The 24,642-nt window shown below is 59.0% G+C and carries 31 protein-coding genes, 1 other RNA gene and 1 pseudogene; 25 read left to right on the forward strand and 8 right to left on the reverse strand.

The window, feature by feature from the left end:
- The first annotated feature begins 78 nt into the window (after positions 1 to 78).
- Both glnK and amtB read left to right on the forward strand, forming a co-directional pair.
- Positions 79 to 417 carry a P-II family nitrogen regulator gene (gene glnK / locus SSARUM_RS04970; RefSeq protein WP_004940327.1) on the forward strand — a complete coding sequence of 113 codons (339 nt, stop codon included), beginning with the start codon at positions 79 to 81 and terminating at the stop codon, positions 415 to 417.
- 35 nt (positions 418 to 452) lie between these two features.
- The gene (amtB, locus tag SSARUM_RS04975; RefSeq protein ID WP_004940322.1) at positions 453 to 1,739 is read left to right on the forward strand and encodes an ammonium transporter AmtB; all 1,287 of its coding nucleotides are present in this window, start codon (positions 453 to 455) and stop codon (positions 1,737 to 1,739) included.
- Positions 1,740 to 1,829: 90 nt separating this feature from the next.
- On the opposite strand, the gene tesB is transcribed toward amtB, so the two are convergent.
- Complete coding sequence (gene tesB / locus SSARUM_RS04980; RefSeq protein ID WP_004940320.1) at positions 1,830 to 2,693, reverse strand: acyl-CoA thioesterase II; 864 nt, start codon at positions 2,691 to 2,693, stop codon at positions 1,830 to 1,832.
- Positions 2,694 to 2,924: 231 nt separating this feature from the next.
- Between tesB and SSARUM_RS04985 the strand changes: the two genes are divergently transcribed.
- On the forward strand, positions 2,925 to 3,416 hold the full coding sequence (locus SSARUM_RS04985; protein ID WP_016928846.1) for a YbaY family lipoprotein: 492 nt from the start codon (positions 2,925 to 2,927) through the stop codon (positions 3,414 to 3,416).
- 64 nt (positions 3,417 to 3,480) lie between these two features.
- Here the strand turns inward: SSARUM_RS04985 and SSARUM_RS04990 are convergent, their stop codons facing one another.
- On the reverse strand, positions 3,481 to 3,795 hold the full coding sequence (locus SSARUM_RS04990) for an MGMT family protein (protein ID WP_033647296.1): 315 nt from the start codon (positions 3,793 to 3,795) through the stop codon (positions 3,481 to 3,483).
- 156 nt (positions 3,796 to 3,951) lie between these two features.
- On the opposite strand from SSARUM_RS04990, the gene ffs reads away from it, so the two are divergent.
- From ffs to SSARUM_RS24575, 17 genes and pseudogenes are all read left to right on the forward strand, one after another.
- Positions 3,952 to 4,048: signal recognition particle sRNA small type (ffs, locus tag SSARUM_RS04995), an RNA gene on the forward strand.
- A gap of 367 nt (positions 4,049 to 4,415) precedes the next feature.
- Positions 4,416 to 5,213, forward strand: a complete 798-nt coding sequence (locus tag SSARUM_RS05000; RefSeq protein ID WP_033637326.1) for a winged helix-turn-helix domain-containing protein — start codon at positions 4,416 to 4,418, stop codon at positions 5,211 to 5,213.
- On the forward strand, positions 5,198 to 5,692 hold the full coding sequence (locus tag SSARUM_RS05005) for a FidL-like protein (protein ID WP_033637327.1): 495 nt from the start codon (positions 5,198 to 5,200) through the stop codon (positions 5,690 to 5,692). The genes SSARUM_RS05000 and SSARUM_RS05005 overlap by 16 nt, the downstream gene beginning before the upstream one ends.
- A gap of 397 nt (positions 5,693 to 6,089) precedes the next feature.
- Positions 6,090 to 6,575, forward strand: coding sequence for a winged helix-turn-helix domain-containing protein (locus SSARUM_RS05010; protein ID WP_033647291.1), 486 nt, complete (start codon positions 6,090 to 6,092; stop codon positions 6,573 to 6,575).
- Between the two features lie 30 nt (positions 6,576 to 6,605).
- Positions 6,606 to 7,109, forward strand: coding sequence for a type II secretion system protein N (locus tag SSARUM_RS05015; RefSeq protein WP_072264956.1), 504 nt, complete (start codon positions 6,606 to 6,608; stop codon positions 7,107 to 7,109).
- A gap of 126 nt (positions 7,110 to 7,235) precedes the next feature.
- Positions 7,236 to 9,125, forward strand: a complete 1,890-nt coding sequence (gene gspD / locus SSARUM_RS05020; RefSeq protein ID WP_033647511.1) for a type II secretion system secretin GspD — start codon at positions 7,236 to 7,238, stop codon at positions 9,123 to 9,125.
- Positions 9,122 to 10,618, forward strand: a complete 1,497-nt coding sequence (gspE, locus tag SSARUM_RS05025; protein WP_033647287.1) for a type II secretion system ATPase GspE — start codon at positions 9,122 to 9,124, stop codon at positions 10,616 to 10,618. The genes gspD and gspE overlap by 4 nt, the downstream gene beginning before the upstream one ends.
- A complete protein-coding gene (gspF, locus tag SSARUM_RS05030) occupies positions 10,608 to 11,819 on the forward strand; it encodes a type II secretion system inner membrane protein GspF (protein ID WP_060429625.1) in 1,212 nt (403 codons plus the stop codon). The genes gspE and gspF overlap by 11 nt, the downstream gene beginning before the upstream one ends.
- Before the next feature lie 41 nt (positions 11,820 to 11,860).
- Entirely contained in the window at positions 11,861 to 12,295 is a 435-nt protein-coding gene (gene gspG, locus SSARUM_RS05035; protein ID WP_047730782.1) for a type II secretion system major pseudopilin GspG, read from the forward strand.
- Positions 12,292 to 12,762, forward strand: a complete 471-nt coding sequence (locus SSARUM_RS05040; RefSeq protein WP_060429628.1) for a prepilin-type N-terminal cleavage/methylation domain-containing protein — start codon at positions 12,292 to 12,294, stop codon at positions 12,760 to 12,762. The genes gspG and SSARUM_RS05040 overlap by 4 nt, the downstream gene beginning before the upstream one ends.
- Complete coding sequence (gspI, locus tag SSARUM_RS05045) at positions 12,746 to 13,123, forward strand: type II secretion system minor pseudopilin GspI (RefSeq protein ID WP_223182041.1); 378 nt, start codon at positions 12,746 to 12,748, stop codon at positions 13,121 to 13,123. The genes SSARUM_RS05040 and gspI overlap by 17 nt, the downstream gene beginning before the upstream one ends.
- Complete coding sequence (gene gspJ / locus SSARUM_RS05050) at positions 13,120 to 13,731, forward strand: type II secretion system minor pseudopilin GspJ (RefSeq protein ID WP_033653252.1); 612 nt, start codon at positions 13,120 to 13,122, stop codon at positions 13,729 to 13,731. The genes gspI and gspJ overlap by 4 nt, the downstream gene beginning before the upstream one ends.
- Positions 13,728 to 14,630 (forward strand): type II secretion system minor pseudopilin GspK, encoded by a 903-nt coding sequence (gene gspK / locus SSARUM_RS05055; RefSeq protein ID WP_060429630.1) that lies wholly within the window; start codon positions 13,728 to 13,730, stop codon positions 14,628 to 14,630. The genes gspJ and gspK overlap by 4 nt, the downstream gene beginning before the upstream one ends.
- Positions 14,631 to 14,633: 3 nt before the next feature.
- Entirely contained in the window at positions 14,634 to 15,764 is a 1,131-nt protein-coding gene (gene gspL / locus SSARUM_RS05060) for a type II secretion system protein GspL (RefSeq protein ID WP_060418273.1), read from the forward strand.
- Positions 15,761 to 16,207, forward strand: a complete 447-nt coding sequence (gene gspM, locus SSARUM_RS05065; RefSeq protein ID WP_033647279.1) for a type II secretion system protein GspM — start codon at positions 15,761 to 15,763, stop codon at positions 16,205 to 16,207. The genes gspL and gspM overlap by 4 nt, the downstream gene beginning before the upstream one ends.
- A 147-nt stretch (positions 16,208 to 16,354) precedes the next feature.
- Positions 16,355 to 16,522 (forward strand): annotated as a pseudogene (locus SSARUM_RS24570) (prepilin peptidase); the annotation flags it as partial.
- 30 nt (positions 16,523 to 16,552) lie between these two features.
- Positions 16,553 to 17,059, forward strand: coding sequence for a prepilin peptidase (locus SSARUM_RS24575; protein WP_317518803.1), 507 nt, complete (start codon positions 16,553 to 16,555; stop codon positions 17,057 to 17,059).
- Here the strand turns inward: SSARUM_RS24575 and gspS are convergent.
- Positions 17,056 to 17,418, reverse strand: a complete 363-nt coding sequence (gene gspS / locus SSARUM_RS05075; protein WP_060429632.1) for a type II secretion system pilot lipoprotein GspS — start codon at positions 17,416 to 17,418, stop codon at positions 17,056 to 17,058. The two genes, SSARUM_RS24575 and gspS, sit on opposite strands and share 4 nt — an antisense overlap.
- Positions 17,419 to 17,671: 253 nt before the next feature.
- Here gspS and gbpA point away from each other — a divergent pair, with 253 nt between their 5' ends.
- A complete protein-coding gene (gene gbpA / locus SSARUM_RS05080; protein ID WP_033637339.1) occupies positions 17,672 to 19,102 on the forward strand; it encodes an N-acetylglucosamine-binding protein GbpA in 1,431 nt (476 codons plus the stop codon).
- A gap of 52 nt (positions 19,103 to 19,154) precedes the next feature.
- Entirely contained in the window at positions 19,155 to 19,673 is a 519-nt protein-coding gene (locus SSARUM_RS05085) for a cytochrome b (RefSeq protein ID WP_033647275.1), read from the forward strand.
- A gap of 296 nt (positions 19,674 to 19,969) precedes the next feature.
- Here SSARUM_RS05085 and SSARUM_RS05090 read toward each other — a convergent pair whose 3' ends face one another.
- From SSARUM_RS05090 to SSARUM_RS05100, 3 genes are all read right to left on the reverse strand, one after another.
- Complete coding sequence (locus SSARUM_RS05090; RefSeq protein WP_004940313.1) at positions 19,970 to 20,173, reverse strand: HHA domain-containing protein; 204 nt, start codon at positions 20,171 to 20,173, stop codon at positions 19,970 to 19,972.
- A 49-nt stretch (positions 20,174 to 20,222) separates the two neighbouring features.
- Positions 20,223 to 20,591 (reverse strand): Hha toxicity modulator TomB, encoded by a 369-nt coding sequence (gene tomB, locus SSARUM_RS05095; protein WP_004940312.1) that lies wholly within the window; start codon positions 20,589 to 20,591, stop codon positions 20,223 to 20,225.
- 158 nt (positions 20,592 to 20,749) lie between these two features.
- Entirely contained in the window at positions 20,750 to 21,103 is a 354-nt protein-coding gene (locus tag SSARUM_RS05100) for a hypothetical protein (RefSeq protein WP_060422005.1), read from the reverse strand.
- A 406-nt stretch (positions 21,104 to 21,509) separates the two neighbouring features.
- Here SSARUM_RS05100 and SSARUM_RS05105 point away from each other — a divergent pair, with 406 nt between their 5' ends.
- The 3 genes from SSARUM_RS05105 to SSARUM_RS05115 are packed head-to-tail and all read left to right on the forward strand — an operon-like array spanning position 21,510 to position 23,981.
- Complete coding sequence (locus tag SSARUM_RS05105) at positions 21,510 to 22,223, forward strand: metal ABC transporter ATP-binding protein (protein ID WP_033647273.1); 714 nt, start codon at positions 21,510 to 21,512, stop codon at positions 22,221 to 22,223.
- Positions 22,220 to 23,077: a metal ABC transporter permease gene (locus tag SSARUM_RS05110; RefSeq protein ID WP_060426364.1), complete on the forward strand. Its 858-nt coding sequence runs from the start codon at positions 22,220 to 22,222 to the stop codon at positions 23,075 to 23,077. The genes SSARUM_RS05105 and SSARUM_RS05110 overlap by 4 nt, the downstream gene beginning before the upstream one ends.
- Before the next feature lie 25 nt (positions 23,078 to 23,102).
- The gene (locus tag SSARUM_RS05115) at positions 23,103 to 23,981 is read left to right on the forward strand and encodes a metal ABC transporter substrate-binding protein (protein ID WP_060429634.1); all 879 of its coding nucleotides are present in this window, start codon (positions 23,103 to 23,105) and stop codon (positions 23,979 to 23,981) included.
- Between the two features lie 106 nt (positions 23,982 to 24,087).
- Here the strand turns inward: SSARUM_RS05115 and ykgO are convergent, their stop codons facing one another.
- Together ykgO and SSARUM_RS05125 are read right to left on the reverse strand one after the other, a co-directional pair.
- Positions 24,088 to 24,228 carry a type B 50S ribosomal protein L36 gene (gene ykgO / locus SSARUM_RS05120; RefSeq protein WP_004940304.1) on the reverse strand — a complete coding sequence of 47 codons (141 nt, stop codon included), beginning with the start codon at positions 24,226 to 24,228 and terminating at the stop codon, positions 24,088 to 24,090.
- 12 nt (positions 24,229 to 24,240) lie between these two features.
- A complete protein-coding gene (locus tag SSARUM_RS05125; RefSeq protein WP_004940303.1) occupies positions 24,241 to 24,495 on the reverse strand; it encodes a type B 50S ribosomal protein L31 in 255 nt (84 codons plus the stop codon).
- Between the last annotated feature and the right edge of the window lie 147 nt (positions 24,496 to 24,642).

Here is a 24,642-nt window from a genome sequence, read left to right on the forward strand (position 1 = left end):
AAATTAAATTTGGCACAGCCCTTGCTACACAAGAGGCGTACCAGGGGGGAGTTTGGGCTTAATTCGTGGAGGGGCAATATGAAGCTGGTGACCGTGGTAATCAAACCGTTCAAGCTGGAGGACGTGCGCGAGGCCCTGTCCTCCGTGGGCATTCAGGGGTTGACCGTAACCGAAGTGAAGGGCTTTGGCCGCCAGAAGGGGCACGCCGAGCTGTATCGTGGCGCTGAATATAACGTCAACTTCCTGCCCAAGGTCAAAATCGACATCGCCATCGCCGACGATCAGTTGGATGAAGTGGTTGATGTGATTAGCAAAGCCGCCTATACCGGCAAAATCGGCGACGGCAAAATTTTCGTTGCCGAGTTGCAACGCGTGATCCGCATTCGCACCGGCGAAACCGACGAATCGGCACTGTAACCGCGAACTCAGTTAAGTGATGGGGATGATTGATAATGAAAAGACTGTTATCCATGTTGGGCCTGAGTTCGGTAACCCTGGTTCCTTCTTTGGCCCTGGCCGCTCCGGCGGTCGCTGATAAGGCCGACAACGCCTTTATGATGATCTGCACCGCGTTGGTGCTGTTCATGACGCTGCCCGGCATCGCGCTGTTTTACGGCGGCCTGCTGCGCGGCAAAAACGTGCTGTCGATGCTGACGCAGGTCACCGTCACCTTCGCGCTGGTTTGCGTGCTGTGGGTGCTGTATGGCTACAGCCTGGCGTTCAGCGAGGGCAATGCGGTGTTCGGCGGGTTCGAGACGGCGATGCTGAAAGGCATCGGCATCGACAGCGTCACCGGCAGCATCAGCCAGATGATCCACGTCGCCTTCCAGGCCTCCTTCGCCTGTATCACCGTGGCGCTGGTGGTGGGCGGCTTCGCCGAACGCATTCGCTTCTCGGCGGTGCTGATCTTCGCGATCCTGTGGTTCACGTTGTCTTACCTGCCGATCGCGCACATGGTGTGGGGCGGCGGCTACCTGGCCGCCGACGGCGCATTGGACTTCGCCGGCGGCACCGTGGTGCACATCAACGCCGCCAGCGCCGGGTTGATCGGCGCCTACCTGATCGGCAAGCGCGCCGGCTTCGGTAAAGAGGCCTTCAAACCGCACAACCTGCCGATGGTGTTTACCGGGGCGTCGATCCTGTATATCGGCTGGTTCGGCTTTAACGCCGGCTCCGCCAGCGCGGCCAACGGCATTGCGGCCCTGGCATTCCTCAACACCGTGGTTGCCACCGCGGGCGCCATTCTCTCCTGGACCTTCGCCGAATGGGTGCTGCGTGGCAAGCCTTCGCTGCTGGGCGCCTGCTCCGGCATGATCGCCGGGTTGGTTGCGGTGACGCCGGCGGCGGGCACCGTGGGCGTGGGCGGGGCGTTGATCATCGGCCTGGTGGGCGGCGTCGCCGGTCTGTGGGGCGTCGTAACGCTGAAAAAATGGCTGAAAGTGGACGACACCTGCGACGTATTCGGCGTGCACGGGGTGTGCGGCATCGTCGGCTGCCTGCTGACCGGCGTGTTCACCGCCTCTTCACTGGGCGGCACCGGCTACGCCGAAGGCGTGACGATGGGCCACCAGGTCTGGATCCAGCTGGTGAGCGTGCTGATCACGCTGGTGTGGTCGAGCGTCGCCGCCTTTATCGCCTTCAAGATCGCGGGCGCCATGGTGGGGCTGAGAGTGCCGGAAGAGCAGGAACGCGAAGGGCTGGATGTCAACAGCCACGGCGAGAGCGCCTACAACCAATAAGACTCGAAGCAGGGCAGTGCGCTAAAGACTAAAATAATGATGAAGCCAAAAGGGGCGATGGAAACATCGCCCCTTTCTTTATATTGCGGATCAGGCGTCGCGCTGGCGAATCACCCCTTCCTGCACGGTGGTGGCGACCAGTACGCCGTCGCGGGTGTAGATCTGGCCGCGCACAAAGCCCCGTGCGCCGGAGGCGGAGGAGCTCTCCACCGCGTACAGCAGCCAGTCATCCATGCGGAACGGACGGTGGAACCACATCGAGTGGTCAATGGTGGCCACCTGCATGCCCGGCTCGAGGAAGCCGACGCCGTGCGGCTGCAGCGCCGTCGGCAGGAAGTTAAAGTCCGACGCGTAGCCCAGCAGATATTGGTGGATGCGCTGATCGTCCGGCATGCTGCCGTTGGCGCGGAACCACACGTAGCGATGCGGTTCTTCCACGCTGCCTTTCAGCGGGTTGTGGAATTTCACCGGGCGCATTTCGATCGGCTTCTGGCCGATAAATTTTTCGCGCACTTTTTCCGGCAGCATATGCGCCAGTTTCTGGGCGATCTCTGACTCGGACAGCAGCCCTTCCGGCGGCGGTACGTCCGGCATCAGGTTCTGATGCTCGAAACCCGCTTCCGGGCTCTGGAAGGAAGCAGTCATATAGAAGATAGGTTTGCCGTGCTGGATGGCGCTGACGCGGCGCGCGCTGAAGCTGTTGCCATCGCGCAGGGTTTCCACGTCGTAAACGATAGGCTTGCTGCTGTCGCCCGGGCGAAGGAAGTAACTGTGGAACGAATGCACGCTGCGTTCGTCCGGCACCGTCTGTTTGGCTGCGTACAGCGCCTGGCCGACCACTTGCCCACCGAACACCTGGCGCAGCCCCAGATCTTCACTCTGGCCGCGGAACAGCCCTTCTTCGATTTTCTCCAGATCCAGCAGATCGAGGAGGTTTTGCAATGCCTGGCTCATAAAGTTATTACCTTTCTAATAATCATTTTGCGCAGTGTGCGGAATATCACGGCGCGGCGTCAACATTTTGCGTTAAAGGGCCGATGAGAATGCTCTTAATCGTGGACGCCTTGAGTTGTTTAAGTGATTAATAGGCAGGGTAAAGTGGATTTATCAGTGTTTTGTGCTAGGTTTAATAGGTGAGGTGGTGAAAGCCACCAACATGTTGATAATAAAAAAGGAGACCGATCCATGAAACTCTGGCAAATCGTAGGCGGTGCCGCGGCACTGACGATCACGCTGGCGGGATGCGCGCAAAAGAGTGCTGATGTGCCTACCCAGGCGGCCGGTAACCCGGCGGCTGCGCAAACGCAGATTCAGGGCCCGGCGGTGACAGGTTCGGTTAATATACGTCAGCGCATTGCGCTGCCGCCGGACGCCGTACTGACGGTCACCCTCTCTGATGCCTCGCTGGCAGATGCGCCGTCCAAAGTGATTGCACAGCGCGCGGTTCGTACTGAAGGGCAGCAGGCGCCATTCAGCTTTACGCTGCCGTACAACCCGTCCGACATCCAACCGAATGCGCGTATCATTCTGAGCGCGGCGGTGACGGTCAACGGGCGACTGATGTTTATTACCGACACCATCCAGGAAGTGGTTAACCGCAACGGCACCCGTGCCGATCTGCTGCTGGTTCCGGTTCAGGGTGTGCCGATTCAGGCTGCGCCAACCGCCATGCAGTAAGCTTACCGCGGTACAGCAAGATGAAATCAGCAGCCTTTGCGCTTCGGCCAAAGGCTGTTTTGTTTTACCAGCGCCAGCCGTAGCGATCGAAATCGACCGTGCTGTGCGGGCCGAAAATAATCCCCTCCGCCAGCAATGCCTGCCGTTGCCGTTGAAAATCCTCCCCCTGCTGCGAGATCTGTCCGTGCCGGTTGATCACCCGGTGCCAGGGCAGCGTGCTGCCTTCCGGCAAACGCCGCAGCACGCCCCCGACCTGACGCGCGGCGCGCGGCGAGCCGGCCAGCCGGGCGACTTCGCCGTAGGTGGTGACTTTGCCGAACGGGATGGCGGCCACGATATGGAAAACCCGCTGGCTGAAAGAGGCGTCTTCTGGTTGCATATTGCTGTTCCTGCGTGACTCAAAACCCAGGCGAAGAGTGTGCCACAGCGCAGGTGGGTAAGAAAACAGCGGTTAACCCCGGTTGGCTTGCTATTTGATGGGGCATCGCCGATAATGCCCACCGCTTCGGAGTACAGAAGCCGTCAATGGGGGCCCTGTTGGTTCTCCCGCAACACTAACTTGTGAACTCGGTCAGGTCCGGAAGGAAGCAGCCGCAGCAGGTGACGTGTGTGCCGGGATGTAGCTGGCAGGGTCCCCACCCATTTTGCGGCCCGCAAAACGCTTATCCCCGTTATTCCTCATGTCGACAAGCTGCGCAAGCGTCATTTCGTACGCCGCGAGCGTGAATATTTCCTCTGCGCCGTTTTTGCCCTTCTCCTCCCGTGACCAAATCTATTGTTGCCAACAGATCCGATGACGGTGAAAAAATAGCGTTTATATCGTTATTTGTGGGACAAATAATGACGCAGGGATAGGGAAAATTCTTAAAGTTGCACGCCTGTTGGGATGGCGTTAGTATGGTTTATTCTCGTTGCGAAAAAACTATCCGCGCTTCGCGGCGGTCGACGAACTGGCTGAATAAGTTTAAATAATAACCCGTGTGCGCTGTCAGGCTGAACATGATTTATATCATTGATAAAGATATTACATTTAACACTGAAAACGGTTCATTGAAGAGTATAAAGAAGGGACGGGAAGTTTTCTTATCCAGCGTCAATTCGAGAGTATTCAAATGCTTGCTCGAGCATGGCCACGAGGCGGTAAGCCGGGAAACGCTGTTGCAACAGGTTTGGAGCGATCACGGCTTGAGCGCTTCTTCCGCGACGTTAAATCAATATATCAGCCTGACGCGGCGGGCCTTGACGTCTGTCGGTTTCAACGAGCGCCTGATCGTTACCCTCTCTAAAAAGGGGTATAGACTCAATAGAATAATATCGATAGAGCGGCTGCGGATTGATTTGCCTGAGCCTCCCCACGCCGCGGACGTTCCCGCTACATCGCCCGCATCCGCCGCGGCGTCAAAAAATACCCACCATTATTTTTTTATTCTGCTGCGCAGCTTATCGATCGTCGTGCCATTATCTTTTCTGGCGCTGTGCTTCATCTATTACAAACATCATCGCGACAGTGAAAAGAAGCAGGTATTGTCTTACGTCGGTACGGTGAACGGCTGCCCGATCTACTATGCCGGCCATTTTTTGGAGAATCATCAGGACGACTATTTGCAGTTCTTGATCCGTAAGGATCTTTATGGCCAGCGTTGCCGCCCCGGTGAGATTATCATCACCAAGGTTAACCGTTCTCATAATGCCAGTGAAGACAGCGGACGCCAGTTTATCGCCAAATGCACGAAGGACAGTGCGGCCGTTTTGCATAATTGTGAGAGCGAGTACATCCGGGCATGGAAAAAAAGTTAAATATCTTGTCAGCCACGCTGGTCGGCCTGTGCGTGTTGACCGGCAGCGTGGTGTATTCCCTGGTGCGCAGCCATCATGGCTTCGGCGATTTGTCCTGCGAAGCGAACGCCACGTTTAATTATTTCAATTCGCTGGACGCGCAGGCGGCGCACGATGATATCCAGCTGTCGCTAAAAATAAACTACATCTTTTTGTCCGGCGATAAGGGCGTGATGATGCTGTCGGGCCTGGCCAACGATGGCGAAGAGAAGTATTTCGTCAACCGACGGGTTAACTTCAGCTACGTCTCGCAAGGCAGTTTTTATCGCTTCCACTATGGCGAGGTGAATTATTCGCCGCGTGATACCTTGCCGGACGAGGTGTATACTTACTTTTTCAGCACTGAATCGACGTTTTATCATATTCGCAGCGTGGATAAGAATACGTTGATGTTTAGCGATGCTTACTCGCCGATGTTTTTATGCAATATTGAATCCTGATGTGCATGCTATTTTATATGGGTTAAGGTGTATTCTGGTTACCTTTTATATCCTCGCGCCTGCCTTTTTCGCACGCAGCTAATAACATGGGTTATTATGCGTGAATGCCTATTTTTTCATTGTTAATCAAATTTAATGGTGATTTAGCTATTTTATAAAAACGGCTATCATCATGTTTTTAAATGATTTAATGAATCTAAGGCGATGCGGTGTAGCCATATTAATTTTATATTGTTTATATTAAAGAAATAAGTTGCATGAATGTTTTTCGCATGATTAATTGAGGCCGCTCTTGAAACGGCGAACTATTAATTTTCATTGAAAATGCATCTCGCCGCATGCGTGCAAAGGTGATGGCACAAGAGCCTTTGGACTTCATTAAACTGATAGGCGAGAGATGGACATACATAACATTGCCCTGAACGAGACTCTGTTGGAAAATGAGTTGGTGATATTAAACAACAATGAAAAAACGCTGTTGTTTAAAAAAGAGAATGTGCTCATTGAAATGACCGAATTACAGCGGCGCTTCATGCTGTGCCTGTTGAGCGGTATTTATAAGAAGAACGACATTATTCGCGCGGTCTGGTTTTGCAATCATGAGACCATCAGCGACAACAATTATTATCAGATGATATTCCAATGCCGTTCTTTGCTCTCACGCCACGGTATTCCCGGCGAGGTGATCAAGACCATTCCCCGATTTGGCGTGATGCTGAGCTTTCAGGCCTGCGAGCGCGCGGCCGCTAATTTGCAGGGGGAATGCCCGTCGCCATCGGCTAATAAGCGCCGGCGAACGTGGTTGGACGCCGTGAATTATAAAGTGGCCCTGATCATCACGCTGCTGTTTTCTGTCGCGATGGTGGTCGGTATTTCCGCTTAGCGTTGACACCGTTGAATAACCGGGGGGCACGTGAGCAAGCGGTTGACAGACCTTCTTATTCTACTTTTCTGCCTGATAAATCTGGCATTCATGCTCCAGCTGGGATGGCGAATGGTGGCCGGGGATGGCACGCCCGTTGAGCCGAGCCGTGAAAACGCGCGCGGGCCGGTGCGTCATAGTGTCTTTCCTCAGGAAGATGACATCGGAAAAATTCATGACGCGCACTGGTTTGGCCGCTATCAAGCGGCGAAAAACGGCGAAAAGGCGCACGGGTATAAAGTCGGCGAATGGGCGATCGGTGCCGAGCTGCTGGCTAACGCGCCGGAAGCCGCAGCGCTCGGCAAGATAGCCGGCCTGCTGTTCAGCGACAACGCCAAAAAAAGCCTGGTCATCGTCGAGCATGGCGGCAAGCAAACCGGTTATGGCGTTGGCGACCGTCTGGCCGGCAGCAATGCCGTTATCGTGCGGATAGTGAAAAATAAAATACTGCTCGATGAAAACGGCTATTACGCCACGCTGACGTTTAAAGAGTAGCCGGCGCGCCGTTTCGGCGCGGGGTGTTTCATAGCATAAGGCGACATTGTGATTACGCATTTCATTTATCGTTCCGGCCCAGGCTGGAGCGCCGGCTTATGGCGCGCATTGGCGGCGGCGGCCGTCATGATCGCGCTGGGGGGCGCGGCGCGCGCGGAGCAATTCTCTGCCAATTTCAAAGGCACGGACATTCAGGAATTTATCAATACGGTCAGTAAAAACCTGGGCAAAACCATCATTATCGATCCGGCGGTGAAAGGTAAGGTCACGGTGCGCAGCTACGAACAGCTCGACGAGAAGCAGTATTACCAGTTCTTTCTCAACGTGCTGGACGTCTATGGCTATACGGTCATCGGCATGCCCAACAACGTCCTGAAGGTGATTGCCGCCAAAGAGGGAAAAAGAGCCGCGCTGGCGCAAAACGGCGCAGAGGCGATCGCCGAAGGGGATGAGGTGGTGATGCGCGTGGTGCCGCTGCGCAATATCGCGGCCAAGGACGTTTCGCCGATATTGCGCCAGCTTAACGACAGCATCGGCGTGGGCAGCGTGGCGCATTACGAGCAGGGCAACGCGCTGTTGATCACCGGCCGGGCCAGCGTGGTCAACGGCCTGCTCGAGCTGGTCAGGGAGATGGATCAGGACGACGGCAATCGGATCGAGACCCTCGCGCTGAAGCATGCGGCGGCGCCGGAGATCGCGCGCATGGTGAACGAACTGTTTCGCGAAGAGGGCAAGCGGCGTACGGCCGGCGCGAGCTCGCTGCGGCTGGTGGCGGATGAGCGAACCAACAGCGTGATGATCGCCGGGGACGATCGGGCCCGCGAACACGCCAAAGAACTGATTGATCAGCTGGATAACAAGAGCGTCACCCAGGGCAATACCCAGGTTATTCCGCTCAAATACGCCAAGGCGCAGAGCCTGGTCGAGGTATTGACCGGCGTGAGTGCGGGCCTGCAAAACGAGAAAGAGAGCGCCGCCGCCAACGTGGCGCTGCTGAAAAACGTGGTGATCAAGGCCGATGAGCAGACCAATGCGCTGATCATCACCGCCGCGCCGGACGTGATGCGCGATCTGGAGGCGGTGGTCGCCAAGCTTGACGTGCGCCGCGCGCAGGTGCTGGTCGAAGCGGTGATCGTCGAAGTGCAGGATGGGCAGGGGCTGAACATCGGCGTGCAGTGGGCCAACAAATACGGCGGCGGCACGCAGTTCGCCGGCTCGGCGCCCGGGGTGTCGGCGGGGTTCGAAAACGGCATGAGCGACGTGTTCGGCAAGGCCAACGGCCTGATGACCGGTTTCTACAGCGGTAACTGGGGCGTATTGCTGTCCGCCATCGCCAGCAACAACCAAAACAATATCCTGGCCACGCCGAGCATCGTCACGCTGGATAACGCCGAGGCGGAGTTCAGCGTCGGGCAGGATGTGCCGATCCTGACCGGTTCGCAAACCACCAACAGCGATAACGTCTTCAATACCGTGTCGCGCAAGACGGTGGGGATCAAACTCAAGGTCAAACCGCAGATCAACCAGGGCCAGTCCGTGTTGCTGCAGATCGAACAGGAGGTCTCCAGCGTTGCCGACAGCGCCGGCGCCACGCCGGATTCGCTGGGGGCGACCTTCAATATCCGCACGGTCAACAACACGGTGCTGGTGGACAGCGGCGAAACCGTGGTGGTGGGCGGCCTGTTGGACAAGTCCAACTCGGAGCTGGAGAGCAGCGTGCCGATCCTTGGCAAGATCCCGCTGGTGGGGGCGCTGTTTCGCTCGACCGCCACCAAAGCGAGCAAGCGCAATTTGATGCTGTTTATCCGCCCGACCATCATTCGCAGCACCGAGGGGTATGCCCGGCAGAGCCAACGCAAGTTAGGCAAGTTCGACGCCGAGCAGCAGGACGATCGTGAGCTGAATGACGCGCTGCGCGGCGAGATCGCCGGCGATAAGAAGGCGCTCGACAATCGGGCGTTTCTCGCCACCGTTGCCAGTATCGACGCGTTTTATCCGCGGGGAGCCCGCCCGTGAAGCGCCGTTCCGCGGGGCCGCTGCTGCCTTTCGCCTGGGCGCGCCAGCATGGCGTGCTGGCCGTCGATGGGCAGAGCGGCATCCAAATGTATTGCCATCCTGAAACGAGCCACGCCGGGTTGATGGAGGCCTACCGCTGCCTGCCCGGCGTGCCGGCGCTGGCCCGGCTGGAGGTGGAGGCTTTTGATCAACGGCTGGTGGCGCACTACCAGCAGGAGAGCGGCCAGGCGCAGAGAATGATCGACGATCTGGGCGGCGAACTGGATTTTTACGCGCTGGCCGAAGAGCTGCCGCAGCAGCAAGACCTGTTGGACGAACAGGACGATGCGCCGATTATCCGCCTGATCAACGCCTTACTGAGCGAGGCGATCAAAGAGCGCGCCTCCGATATCCACATCGAAACCTACGAGAGCGAGCTGGTGATCCGCTTTCGCATCGACGGCGCGCTGCGGCGGATTCTGGCACCGCAGCGCAAGCTGGCGGCGCTGCTGGTGTCGCGCATCAAGGTGATGTCGAAGCTGGATATCGCCGAGAAGCGCGTGCCGCAGGACGGGCGCATGGCGCTGAAGGTCGGCGGGCGGGCGATCGACGTGCGGGTGTCGGTGATGCCGGCCAGCCACGGCGAGCGCGTGGTCATGCGCCTGTTGGACAAACAGGGCGTGCGGCTCGAACTGCCCAGCCTGGGCATGGCGCCGGCGCACCAGCAGGCGTTGCTGCGTCTGATCCGCCAGCCGCACGGCATTATTTTGGTCACCGGGCCGACCGGCTCCGGCAAGAGCACCACGCTCTATACCTTGCTGAGCCAGATCAACGATGAACAGCGCAACATCATGACGATCGAAGATCCCGTCGAGTATGAGTTGGCCGGCATCGCGCAGACTCAGGTGAATCCCAAGGTGGACATGACCTTCGCACGCGGCCTGCGCGCGCTGTTGCGGCAGGATCCCGACGTGGTGCTGATCGGCGAGATCCGCGACGGCGAAACGGCGCAGATCGCGGTGCAGGCCTCATTGACCGGGCATTTGGTGCTGTCGACCCTGCATACCAACACGGCGATCGGCGCCGTGACCCGGCTGCGGGACATGGGGGTCGAACCGTTTCTGCTTTCGAGTTCGCTCAGTGGCGTGTTGGCGCAGCGCCTGGTGCGTCGGCTTTGTCCGCAGTGCCGCGAGCCTTATGCGCTGTCTGACGCGCAGCGGCGCCTGCTGGGGCTGCCACCGACGCAGGCGGTGACCTGCTGGCGCCCGTTGGGGTGCGAGGCCTGCGGCGGGCAGGGATATCACGGCCGAATCGGCTTGCACGAACTGTTGGTGCTGGATGAACCGATGCGCATGGCGATCCATCGCGGTGACGGCGAGCTGGACATCGCGAAACTGGCCGCCGAACGCTACCTGCCGCTGCGCCAGGATGGGATCGCCAAGATGCGCGCCGGGGAGACCAGCCTGGAGGAAGTGCTGCGAGTGACGCGCGAAGGGGACGGCGATGAAGTTTGATTATCGCGCCTGCGACCGTGAGGGGCGCGCCCAGCGCGGCGTGTTGGAGGCGGATTCTCTGCGCCACGCCCGCGATCGCCTGCGTGAAAAGGGGTGGCAGGTGCTGGCGGTGCAAGCGCGCGGGCGGCCCGTTTTCGCCGGCATGTTGGCTGGCCGCTGGATGAGCGGCGTGAGCAGCGGCGATGTGGCGCTGTTGACCCGGCAGCTGGCGACGCTGCTCTCCGCTGCGCTGCCGCTCGAGGAAGCGTTGATGGCGGTGGCGCGGCAAACGGAGAAAAAAGGCCTGCAGGCGGCGTTGGCTCAGGTGCGGCAGCGCATTCTGGAGGGCTTCCCGCTGGCGCAGGCTCTAGGGCAGCATCCGCGGATTTTTGACCGTCTCTACTGCGCCATGGTGGCGGCCGGTGAGATTTCCGGCCATCTGGCGCCGGTGCTGGAGCGGCTGGCCGACTATGTCGAACAGCGCCAGCAAATGAAGAACAAGATCGTGCAGGCGCTGGTGTACCCAATGGTGCTGACGGCGGTGGCGATCGGCGTGGTGGCGATCCTGTTGACGGCGGTGGTGCCGAAGGTGATCGAACAGTTTGTGCATATGAAACAGACCTTGCCGCTGTCGACCCGGATGCTGCTCGGCGCCAGCGACGGGCTGCGCCAATGGGGGGCATTGGCGCTGATGTTGGCGCTGGCGAGTCTCGGCGCTTTCCGCTATCGCCTGCGGGATCCGGCGCGGCGCGTGCGCTGGCATGCGTTCATCCTGCGGTTGCCGCTGGTCGGCAAACTGTCGCTGGCGGTGAATACGGCGCGCTACGCCAAAACGCTGAGCATTTTGAACGCCAGCGCGGTGCCGTTGCTGGAGGCGATGCGCATCAGCGCCGGTGTGTTGGGCAACGACGCCGCCCGCGAACGGCTGCTGGCGGCGATGGAGCGGGTGCGGGAGGGCGAAGGGTTATCGCCGTCGCTCGAGGGCACCGCGCTGTTCTCGCCGATGATGCGGCACATGATCATGTCCGGCGAGCGCAGCGGTGAGCTGGACATGATGCTCGAGCGGGCGGCGACGATGCAGCAAGAGGCTTTCAGCCGGCAAATCACGCTGGCGCTGGGGCTTTTCGAGCCTTTATTGGTGATCGCGATGGCCGGTTCGGTGCTGTTCATCATTTTGGCCATCCTGCAGCCGATATTGCAGCTCAATAATATGGTCGGCTAATCATGCCGTTAATGGAGAGTAAAGTGAGTCATATCAGCAAGATGCGCAGGTCGCGGCAGCGAGGGTTTACGCTGCTGGAAATCATGGTGGTGATCGTCATTCTGGGGCTGTTGGCCAGCCTGACCATTCCAAGCCTGATGGGAAACAAGGAGAAGGCCGATCGGCAAAAGGCCGCCAGCGATATCGTGGCGCTGGAGAACGCGCTGGATATGTACAAGCTGGATAACGGGCGTTATCCCAGCGCGGAACAGGGGCTGGCGGCGCTGGTGACCCGGCCGGCGCTGGCGCCGATCCCGAGGAATTATCCCGAAGACGGTTATATCCGCCGGTTGCCGCAAGATCCCTGGGGGCAGGAGTATCGTCTGCGTAATCCGGGGCGTCACGGCAAGCTGGACGTGTTTTCTCTGGGGCCGGACGGCATCGCCGACACCGATGACGATATCGGCAACTGGGTGGCCGACGCCGACGCGCCATGAGGCGCATACGCGGCTTTACGCTGCTGGAGATCATGCTGGTATTGCTGCTGCTGGGGGTGACCAGCGGCCTGGTGATGCTGAGTTTTCCGGCGGATGAGAAAGCGTTGGCACGGCAGGGGGAGCGGCTGAACCATTGGCTGTATGCCCTCGCCGAGCGGGCCGAACGTGAAGGGGTTAGTTATGGCGTGGCGTTCTCCAGCGGCGGTTGGCGCAGCGTCGCCGCCGAAGAGGGGCGGGATGAATACGTTTTGCCGGAGGGCATCGCGCTGCGGCTGAGCGTTGAGGGGCAAGCCGTCACGCTTGACGACGCGGCGGCGCAGATGCCGCAGGTGTGGCTGTATCCGGGGGGCGAAACCACGGCGTTCAGCGTGGCGCTGTCGCAGGGCAAGTGCCAGTGGCGATTGCAGGCACCCGGTTACTTCGTATTTGAAACGACGGATATTCGTTGCGATGACGCGGAAAATTAAACGCCAGCGGGGTATGACGCTGCTGGAGGTAATGGTGGCCTTGATGATCTTCGCCATCGGCTGCCTGGCGCTGATCAACAGCACCGGCGGCCAGGTGCGCAGCCTGAGCGCGATCGAAGCCAAGACCGTTGCGCTGTGGGTGGCGGACAACCAGTTGACGCTGCTGCAGCTCGACCCGCATCCGCCGACGCTGGCCTGGCATTCGGGCACTGCGGCGATGGCCGGTGAAACCTGGCACTGGCGCTATCGCGGGCAGGAGACCAGCGACGCCGGAATGCGGGCGATCGCGATTGAAGTCCGGCGCGATCCGCAGGATCGCAACGCGCTGGTGGAGATGCTGGCCTACAGGGCACTGCCATGAAACGCGGTTCGCAATGCGGTTTTACGCTGGTGGAAATGCTGCTGGCCATCGCCCTGTTCGCCATGCTGTCGCTCACCGCGCTGGCGGTCTTTAGGGGCGTGCTGAAAAGCGATGAAATCACCCGGCGCAAATCGACGCAGCTGACCCAGCTGCAACGGGCGCTGGCGATCGTCGAACGCGATTTCACTCATGCGCAGGCGCGGGCGCCGATTGGCGATAAGCGCTTGCCGGCGGTGCCGGAGTTCGCGGTGCGGCAGACGGTGGGCGAGGACGCGGATATACAGCTGCTGCTGATCCGAAACGGCTGGCCGAATCCACACGCTCGGCTGCCGCGCGCCACGCTGGAGCGGGTGGTGTATCGCTACCGGCAGGGGCGGCTCGAGCGTCTCAGCTATCCGAGTTTGGACAGCCCGCAGGCGGCGGCGCGCAGCGTGCTGCTGCTGCCGGAGGTGACGCGGTTCCGCCTGCGTTTTTACCTGCAGGGCGAATGGTTGACGGCCTGGCGCGCCGGCGGGCTGCTGCCGCAGGCGGTGGAGATCGTCGTCGAAACCCCCGCGCTGGGGGAGGTGCGCCGCATCGTCACGGTGCCCGCCGCGAGGCCATCATGAAAAAACAACGCGGTATGGCGCTGTTGATGGTGCTGCTGCTGATGTCGCTGATGGCGATCGTGGCGATCAATATCAACGACAACTGGCAGCGTTCGCTGGCGCGCACCCAGTCTCAACAGGATCGGCTGAAGGCCAAATGGCTGCTGCTGGGCGGGGAGATCTACGCCCAACAGCGATTGCGGCAGGCGGGAGAGAAGCGCAAGGCTTGGGGAGCATCAGGAGCGGCGTTCAGGATGCGTACCGAAGAGGGGGAGGTGGCGATACGCCTGCGCCGCGTCGATGCCTGTTTCAACCTAAACGCCCTGATCCGCGCCGCCGGCCCAACGGAGGCCGGGGATAGCGAGGGGGTTCCCCCCAATAAGGAGAGGCGGATATTCATGCTGTTACTGAACAACCTGGGGATCGCCGACGCGCAGGCGGGCGCGATTGCCGAGGCCATCGCCGCCAGGGGCGATGACGAGGGGTATCTGATGGGGAATGTCAGCGAACTGCGGGAGCTGGCCGGCATCGATCGTGAGCTTTACCTGCGCCTGGCACCGCAGCTTTGTGCGGCGCCGGATGCCGAACTGCGCATCAACCCGGATGCCGTGAGCGAGGCGCAATTACCGCTGCTGCGGGCGATGCTGATGAACGCCCTGAGCGATGAACGGCTGCGGGAGCTGCTGGCGGCCCGTCCGCCGCAGGGCTGGCAGACGCTGGCGTTTTTGTCGCAGGAAAAAGCGCTGCAAGACTTGGGTGACGACGATCTCGGCGAGCGATTGACGTTCGACGATAGCCGCTGGATTGCGCAGCTGCAGCTGACGCTGAACGACGGGCGCTATCGGCTCGTCAGCGCGTTGCAACCGGGCCAGTCAGGCGTCACGGTCAGCGGACGCCTGTTCGACAGAGGGGAGGGGTAAAGGGTGGCGAATACAATCCTGCTTATCGCGCTGAGCGAGGACTTGATGGCCGATGTGCGCTGGGGCCGCGTCGGCGAGACGAGTTGCCGTTTCGCCGCCCACCTCGATCTGACCGAAGGCGGCGGCGAGTTGGCGGCCATGGCGCAGGGCAGCCGCGTCGTGGTGTTGGTGCCTGCCCGTCATGTGGCGCTGAGGCAAACGACATTCCAGGGCAAGGCCCGGCAGGCGACGCCGTTGGCGCTGGCCTACGCCCATGAGGCCGGGTTGTTGGCCGATGCCGAGCAGATGCACTGGGCGGTGCTGGACAAGGCGCAGCGCGATTTCACCCTCGCCGGCGTCGCGTTGACGCAGATGCAGGAATGGGTCGAGCGCCTGAGCGCCAGCGGCATTCGCGCCGATAAAATGCTGCCCGACGTGCTGGCATTGCCGCTGCCCGGTCAATGCAGCGCGCTGCATTGGCGCAACCACTGGTTGATCCGAACGGGAAACGGGCAGGGAATGCAGCTGCCCGACGCCTGGCTGGGCTGCGCTTCACTGCCGACGCCGGACTGGTGTCTGCACCGCGGCGGGGAGGTTCCGGCGGGCTGGGAAGCGGCGCGCATTGACGAGGATCCGCTCTGGCGACTGGCGGAAGAGGCCTGGAACAGTACATTCACGCTGCTGCAGGGACGTTTCAAACCGAGCGTACGCTGGCCGCGCCGCCTGCCCGACAAGACCGCCTGCGCGCTGCTGTTGCTCAGCGGTTCGCTGCTGGTGGGCGGTTTGCACCACCAACAGATGGCCCGGCAGAGCGAGAGCCAGATTGCGGCGCTCTCACGGCACCTGCTGCCGGGCCAGGCCGCGTCGGCGTTTGCCGAGCAGGCGGTGAAAGCGCGGGTGCGGCGTATGCAGGATGCCCTGAATGCGCCGCAGCTGTTCAGGCTGTTGCCCTACGCGGCCGGGGCGCTCGCGTTATGGGCGCCCCAGCAGCTGCAGGCGCTGGCTTTCGACGCCGCCGACGATCGTCTGGTGGTGACGGTGAACAGAAACGACGTGCCGCTGCCGGCGCCGGTTAACGACGGCGAGGTCAGCATGGCGTTCAGCGAAGGCGGTGCGTCCAACCAGGCGATCCTGACGGTGAGAGGTGAGCGATGAATATCGGGTGGCGCGATAAGGCGTTGCGGCGGGCGGTGCTGTTAAGCCTGTTGCTGCTGGCAGCCTGCGGCTACTGCCTGTATCAGTTTTCACAGGCGCAGAAAAGCGCACAGCGCCTGGCCGCGTTGCAGGGGCAGGCACGCGTCATCCAGCAACTGCAGGCGCGCTTGCCGCCGGATGCCGCTGCGCGCGAGCAACTGCCGGAGCGGCTGCGGCAGAGCGCGCAGGCGTTCCGCATCCCCATCATCGCCCTGACGGAAAGTGATGCGCAGATGCAGGTGGGGCTGCCGCCCGTGCCGTTTGAAAGCCTGCTGTCGTGGCTGGCCGCCCTGCAGCGTGAGTATGGCATCCGCGTGCTGGCGCTCGCCGTGGAGCGCGCGGAGCAGGCGCCGGGCGTAGTGCAGGTCAACCTGCTGCGGGTAACGACGCAGCCGTCGATGTAACCAACGCGAAAGAATCATCAGGGATCAGAAAAAATCATGCTATTTGCTATAAATGCGGCGGCAGATGAACACTGGCTGTTATTTAGCGCCGTGTTGAGTTTGTGCGTCGGTAGTTTTATTAACGTAGTCGTTTATCGGCTGCCCATTATGCTTGAGCGCGAAATGGAAACGGCGCAGGCCGAGCGGTTCGATCTCTTTTGGCCGCGTTCATTCTGTCCGTCATGCACAAAAAAATTATCGGCGTTCGATAATATTCCTTTATTAAGTTGGCTGCTGTTGCGTGGCCGCTGTCGTTATTGCCGCCGTCCTATTGCCGTGCGTTATCCACTGCTGGAATTATTTCTGATGCTGATGGGGATAACGCTGGCCTGGCGGCTCGGCATCGGGGTGGATTGGTTTTTCATGCTGGCGTTGGTTGCGCTGTTGCTGGCGTTGGCGGCGATCGACAGCCAATGTCAGCTGCTGCCGGATTGCCTGACGCTATCGCTGCTGTGGATCGGCTTACTGTGGCATTGCCTGGCGCACCCGGCCTTTTTGCCGGCGGCGGTCATTGGCGCGATGGCGGGCTATCTGGCGCTCTGGCTATTGTATTGGGGATTTCGTTTGGCGACCGGCCGCGAGGGGCTGGGATACGGCGATTTCAAACTGTTGGCGGCGCTTGGCGCCTGGGGCGGCTATGCCGCTTTGCCGTCGATCCTGCTGTTCGCCTCCGCCGGCAGCCTGCTGTGGCTGTTGCTGCGCGCGTGGCGCGGCGGCGATGCGGCCCAACCCCTGCCCTTCGGGCCGGGGTTGGCGACGGCGGGTGCCGGCGCGGTGGCCTGTCAGTGGCTTGCGCTGCCGATAGGGGGCTAACGCAGCTGGGCTAAAAAAGGCGCCAGCGAGCGGTTGAGTCCACGGCACTTTTCCTGCAGCGGCGTGGCGTCGGCCTCCAGCTGCGCGGCGACGTGTTTACCCGCCGCAAGCAGTTGGGCGCGATTGAGCGCCGGCGTCCAATCTTTTTCCTTCGCTTCCTGCAGCGCCGCCGCCGCGAGCTTATCGCCGGCCGGAATATCGGCGCGGTTGCACCTGTCTCTTAGAAATTGACCGGCGCCGACCAGCGACGACAGCTGGTCGCGTTGGGTGGCGGCGTCAGGAGCCGATTTGGCGACGTGCTGGCAGCCGGATAACAGCAGGGATGCCACGATCGCTGCGGCAATATTTTTCAATGTCACGTTATTTTCTCTGCGGTGTTGGTACGGTGTATTTATTTTCTTGCTCGGTGCTACGGTATTTCACGCTTTCCGGATTATTTTAAACGTTTGTCATGCCATTTAATATCATGACGATATTAGGTTTTATTATTTTAATGCATTCTAAGTGCCGGGCGTTCAGGGCTTCTACTTATTATTCCTCTCGCGGTATCGCCGCATCTCTTTGAGTTTCTTCTCACTCAGTTGGAATCCAATAAATTTAACTGGAGTCGTAATGAAATTATCCAAAATCGCCCTGATGATGGCAACGCTCGCGGCCTCCTCGGCCGCCTGGTCGCACGGTTATATCGAAGTGCCCGAGAGCCGCGCCTACAAGTGCAAGCTGGGCAGCAACACCGACTGCGGCCGGGCGCAGTGGGAACCGCAGAGCGTCGAGCAGGTTTCCGGCTTCCCTGGCGGCGCGACGCCGCTCGACGGCCAGCTGGCCAGCGGCGGGGTGAACGGCTTCGAGTCGTTGGATCGCCAGGGCGTCAACGTCTGGGCGTTGAATACCATGAAGCCGGGGCCACAGACGTTCACCTGGTACCACACCGCCAAGCACAAAACCAATAACTGGCGTTACTACATCACCAAACAGGACTGGGATGTGAACAAGCCGCTGTCGCGCGAGGCCTTCGAAAAAGAGCCGTTCTGCGAGATTGATGGCCATGCCAAGCCGCCAAAAGATCGCGAAGTGCACCAGTGCGTGGTGCCGGAGAGAACCGGCTATCAGGTGATTTACGGCGTGTGGGAAATCAATGACACGGTAAACAGTTTCTATCAGGTGGTTGACGTTAACTTCGAAGACGACGGCGTCGTGTCGGAATGGCGCAAGCAGCTGCAAGGTTCCCTCACCGGTAAAAACCTGCAGGTTGGCGACAAGGTGATCGCCCGCTTCTTCGATGCGGACGGTGAAGTGCTGACGATGAAAACCGAACTGGCGATCGACAGTGAGACGCTGACCGACAAAAACCGCTGGGGTCACGCGCTGGCCAGCAAGATCAACGCCGAACAGAAAGCGGTGCGTGCCGGGGTGAAAGACGGCAAAGGCAACGTCAATCCGGTATTCGGCAACAACGCGGTCTACGCCAAGCAGGGCAGCACGATGAAGAGCGTGGTGATTTCCTATGAGGAAGAAACGCCGGCTATCACCGAAGAGATCCGCATCGGCAACCTGTCCAGCACCAAAATCAAGGACGGCAAAGCTCAGCTGACCTTCAATGCCGAGGTCAAAGGCAAACTGACGGTTGAAGCGCGCGTTTACGACCACGGCCAGACGGAGAAAGGCTATGTGAAAGCGACGCTGGAAGACGCCAGCCAGCCGCTGACTATGGCGCTGAGCAACGTCAGCGAAGGCCACCACATGCTGAAAGTGATCGCCAGCAACGACAACGGGCAGAGCATTCAACCAGATATCGAAAACTTCAACCTGGAAGCGGAATCCACCGGCGGTGGCGGCGGCAACGGCGACTATAACTTCGTCTTCCCGAACGCGCTGAGTAAATACACTGCCGGCACCACGGTGCTGCAACCGAAAGACGGCAAGGTATATCAGTGCAAACCTTTCCCTTACAGCGGTTACTGCATGCAGTGGAACAGCGGCGCGACTCACTTTGAGCCGGGCGTGGGTTCCAACTGGCAGGATGCCTGGGTCGTGAAAAAGTAAGCGTAAATCGGATAGCCAAGCGGCCAGCGATGGCCGCTTTTAAAGGAGTTTTATGTCACACGAACCTGCCCGTTACGATCTTTTCAGTCGGTTACTGCATTGGGGCATTGCCGCCGTGATGATCTACGTAATGATCGTTGGTTATTCACTGCATTTTATGACGGATGCACGCATCTTCGCCTTTTTCTCCGTGACCAATATGTCGCTGGCCTTGGTGCTGACACCGCTGATGGCGGCGCGCTTTATCTGGCGTTTTTTCCGGCCTAAGGTGCCCTATGGCGATATGCTGCAAGGGCACGAGAAGGGATTGGTGCATTTGCTGCACGAAATATTCTACCTGCTGATTTTCGTGGTGCTGCTCAGTGGATTCCTTATGCTGGAGCACGGCTTTGCCGTTTTCGGTGCGATCGACTTCCCTCGCCCGATAGCAAATCTCGACGTTAACCGCTTCTTTTTCGCCGTGCACCGTTATTCGTGCATCGCGCTGTCGGCCATGGTCGTGCTGCACATAGCGGCGGTGATTAAACACCACTGCTTCGCCGGGCAGGCGATTTTGCGCCGCATGCTCTGATTTTACGGGGCGATCACGCCGCCCGGCGAGGCAGTGCGGCGGCGTGGCCGCGAAGGTAATAGGGAAGAGCGACGGCATGACCGTGACGCGTGTGGCCGATAAGCAGGGAGTGCGAGAGACAGCACGCGTTAATCGCGTTAAGGCGTAATACCCCGGACAGGAACAGAGAATTGTTTCTATTTATTATTAACGATAAAAATGAACGTAATTAACATTTCATTGTCAATAGGAAAAATACGTATTCAGTTTGAACATTGAAGCCGATAAAAGCATCGGCTCAACGCGTTGGGGGATGATTATCTGACATATTTCCAAACGGAGGTGGGGATTTTGTCATACAGTTTGTTCATGGTGAGCTCCGCCAGACGGTGATCGGCCGCTGAGTAAAACAGCTCCAGTTCATCATCGGAAAGCTCGTACTTATTTTTCTCAATAACACGTTCGAGAGTATCAATCGTGGTGCATTTACGTAAACGCATCAGATAGTCGGTTTTAGTCATGGTGGCCTTTAGTTTAATAACCGTAAAATAGCTCGGGAATAATTATCCCCTAAGTTTTCATTGTCGTACAGATGTCCTCTCCTGAGAACATTCTGAATAATCTCGCCTTGGTTTTTTGCCAGCGGCGCAGGTCGGAATCATTGATACCGTAGCTGCTGAACAGCGTATAGGTATCGTCGAGATATTCTTCGACTAACTCCGACAGGTCTGATTCGTCCATGTATTTAATTTTATAACTCATCACAAACGAAGCGATATGTTCGATCAACTCATTAAGCTGCAGGTTGACGGAGGACGTCGGATCGTTGACCCACCCATGGTGACTGTCTCCCAGGGTAGCGATACCTTCATCATACAAATTTTCGCACAAGAATTTGAGCTGAGCAATGTCGTGTCGCTTAGGCGAATACTCATCCATATCATCCCCTCCGTAAGTCTTAATTGCGGTGTGATAACACTATGTGAGTAAGCTGATTTACATCATGGACGGAGGCAGCTTAACGGTGGTTAAATAAACTTCCCGTAAAATGAATATAAATCATTTTTTCGCGTTTGGCCTGCAGTTATTACGTAAACTTACAATTCATCCGCAGTTGATGGCCGTGAGTTATCAATGATGTCGAAGATTAAACCCCGCTCCGTCACTCGGAACCGTACGCTGTCGTTGATGATATCTTCGCTGTTGATATCCAGACAGGCATTAAAAATGCCCCACTTATAGCGATAACTCATTGAATAATCGCCGTCACCTTGTCGTACTATATCAAGTATTTCTAATGAATCTTCGGCATAGCGTGCGCTTTCAGAATAAAAACTCAGTCCGCTGGTCAGCGCCGGCACTAACTCCGCTATATTGTCATTAATCACTTTCTTTAATTTTTTAACAGAAAGTGCGTTGACGTCCAGGCTACAGGCAAGGGTAACAAGCATTAATCTCGGCCAACAGCAATGTTATCTGCTTATCTTACTCCTTTTTCACTCACGCCGGTAAATTTTTCGATTTACCGCTGTTCTTTACCTTATGCCAACATTTCAACCGAATGGGAATATCCCTGGATTTGATAAGGAGGCTGCGGGGGAAGCGCCGCTGCGCGAAGGACTGTTACGTTCCGTTGCATTATTGTCGCGCCATAGCTTGAGATGTGGTAGTGGGTGTGATGTTATATTATAACTATTAACCCATCATTTTGGTCACCACATTGACTCCCTCTTCACAACATGACGCCGCGCCGTCACTGAATTCGTTGTTTACCACCTCCGCCGCCGCGCGCTGTGCGGGGGCCGTTGCGCTGCTGGCCCTGCTGTGGCTCGGCATCTTCTGGGCGGTATCGCTGCCATGATCTCCTTGCGCCAACTGGCGATAGGCTATGGCGTCACGCCGCTTTTCCCGCCGCTGAGCGGGCAGTTCAGCGCCGGTTCGTTAACCGCGGTGGTGGGCGTCAACGGGGCCGGGAAATCGACGTTGCTGAAAACGCTCGCCGGATTGTTGCCGCCGCTGGGCGGCAGTCTGAGTTTTAGCGGCGGCAAGCCACCGCGCAGGGCTTATCTACCGCAGCAGGCCGAGTTGGATCGGCAATTCCCGATCGCGGTAAGCGATCTGGTGGCGATGGGCTGTTGGCCGCAAAGCGGCATGTTCGGTGGCATGAACAGGCGCGCGGCAAGCCAGGTCAATGAGGCGCTGGCGAACGTTGGCATGAGCGCGCTGGCGCGCAGCCCGGTGGGCGAACTGTCCGGCGGCCAGCTGCAGCGGGTGCTGTTTGCGCGCCTGCTGGTTCAACCGGCGCCGCTGATTTTGCTGGATGAACCTTTCACCGGCATCGACAGCGCCACCACGCAGATCCTGCTGCAGGCGATCGCGCAACTGCATCGGCAGGGGAAAACGGTGATCGCCGTGCTGCACGATATGTCGATGGTCGCCGAGCATTTTCCACAGGTGCTGTTGCTGACGCCGCAGGCTTGCCACTGGGGCGCGGCCGAGCGGGTATTGGAACAGGTGCCGAGGTATCACGCCGCCGAACGGCAGCCGGATCTGCGGGCGGTGGCGCCATGATGCTGTGGCATGGGCTTATCGATCCTTTCCTCTATTTCGGTTTTATGCGCCGCGCGCTCATGGCGTGCCTGGCGTTGTCGCTCAGCGCCGCCCCGCTGGGCGTGTTTTTGCTGCTGCGCCGCATGAGCCTGGTGGGGGATGCCTTGTCCCACGCGGTGTTGCCGGGCGCGGCGATCGGCTATCTGATCTCCGGTATGTCGCTGGTGGCGATGGGGGTGGGCGGCTTTATCGCCGGGCTGGCGGTGGCGATGCTGTCCGGCCTGGTGAGCCGCCGCACGCCGCTGAAAGAGGACGCCAGTTTCGCCGGGTTCTATCTGGGCTCACTGGCGCTGGGGGTCACGCTGGTCTCGCTGCGCGGCTCCAGCGTGGATCTGCTGCACGTGCTGTTCGGTTCGATCCTGGCGGTGGATGCGCAGGCGATGCTGATGGTCGGAGCGATCGCCTCGGTTTCGCTGCTGGCGCTGGCGGCGCTGTACCGTGCATTGGTGATCGAGTCCTTCGACGTCACGTTCCTGCGCGTCAACGCGCCGCGCCGGTTGGCGCTGATCCACGGCCTGTTTCTGGCGCTGGTGGTGGTCAATCTGGTGGCGGGATTCCAGATCCTCGGCACCCTGATGTCGGTGGGGCTGATGATGCTGCCCGCCGCCAGCGCGCGCTTCTGGGCGCGCAATCTGCCGCAGACGCTGGCGACGGCGATGGGCATCGGCGCGCTTTCCAGCCTGATTGGGTTGGTGTGGTCCTATTACGCTTCGCTGCCCGCCGGCCCGGCGATCGTGCTCAGCGCCAGCGTCATCTTTTTCGTCTCGATCCTGTTTGGAACGCGCGGAGGCATTTACGCCTTCGCGCGCCGTTGAGAAGTGCCATTTGCAAGGAGAAAGTATGAAACGTTTACCTATATCGCTGGCGGTCGCTGCGCTGCTGGCCAGCCCATTGGCGATGGCGAAGACCGTCGACGCCGTCGCCAGCTTTTCCATTCTGGGCGATATCGTCAAACAGGTGGGGGGCGATCACGTCAAGGTCAGCACGCTGGTGGGGCCGGATGGCGATCCGCACAGTTTCGAGCCTTCGCCGCAGGACGGCAAAAAGTTGGCTCAGGCTGATGTGGTATTCGTCAGCGGACTGGGGCTGGAAGGGTGGATCGATCGCCTGGTCAGCGCTTCGGGTTATAAAGGGCAGGTGATCACCGCTTCACAGGGCATCAGCACCCGCCAGATGGAGGAGGAGGGCAAAGCGATTACCGATCCTCACGCCTGGAACAGCATGAAAAACGGCGTGCAGTACGCCACCAACGTGATGAACGCCCTGATTGCCGCCGATCCCGAGGATGCCAACTATTTTCGCCAGCGCGGTGCCGAATACATTCAGCAACTGCAAAAGCTGGACCTGTGGGCCAAAACCCAGTTCGCCGCAGTGCCGCCACAGAAACGTAAAGTGCTGACCAGCCATGATGCTTTTGGTTACTTTGGGCAAGAGTATGGCGTCACTTTCCTTGCCCCGGTCGGATTTTCCACCGAGGCCGAAGCCAGCGCCAGCGACGTGGCCGGCCTGATCAAGCAAATCAAACAGGAAAAGGTCAACGCTTACTTTATCGAGAATCAGACCGATCCGCGGTTGGTGAAACAGATTGCCGCCGCCACCGGCGCCAAGGCGGGCGGCGAGCTGTACCCTGAAGCGCTCTCCCGTACGGGCGGCCCGGCGGCCACCTATGAACAGGCGTTCAAACACAATGTCGACGCGCTGCTGAGCAGCATGAAGTAACCTCTGCCCCCGCCTGCCGGCGGGGGACAGCTTGCAGGCACTTTCTCGCCATAAAAAAAGCCCCGTTGAGCAGCAACGGGGCTTTGCGACAGATGACTCTGGGGAGTTAACGCTTTTTCTTACGTCCCTGTACCGCTTTGAATCGCGGATTGCTTTTACAGATCACATAGATGCGGCCACGACGACGCACGACTTTGCAATCCGGGTGGCGATTTTTCGCCGAACGCAATGAACTCAATACCTGCATGGGATTTCCTTGTTACTTATTGCCGATAAAGCGGCCAAAGCGCTGCTGGAAGCGCGCCGTGCTGCCTTCTTTGGAATAGTCTTTCTGCTTGCCGGTGTAGTACGGATGCGAAGCGGAAGAGACGTCGAGGGTGACATACGGCCAGCTTTCGCCGTCCAGCTCGATGGTGCGATCGGTTTTGATGGTCGATCCCACTTTAAAGTAGGCGTTGGCGCTGACGTCGTGGAAGACCACGGTGCGGTAATCGGGATGGATGCCGGGTTTCATAATGGCTCTCTCGTGTAATGTTATACTATAACAATAATTATGCGCCGACCCGGCGTCGCGATCAAGCGTAAATTGCGCCCACAAGTGAATTAATGAGAACGGTTTGCATTAAGCAACTGAAGCAAAAGAAAAAGGCCGCATGTGCGG

This window comes from Serratia sarumanii, assembly GCF_029962605.1.
Classification (GTDB): Bacteria; Pseudomonadota; Gammaproteobacteria; order Enterobacterales; family Enterobacteriaceae; genus Serratia; species Serratia sarumanii.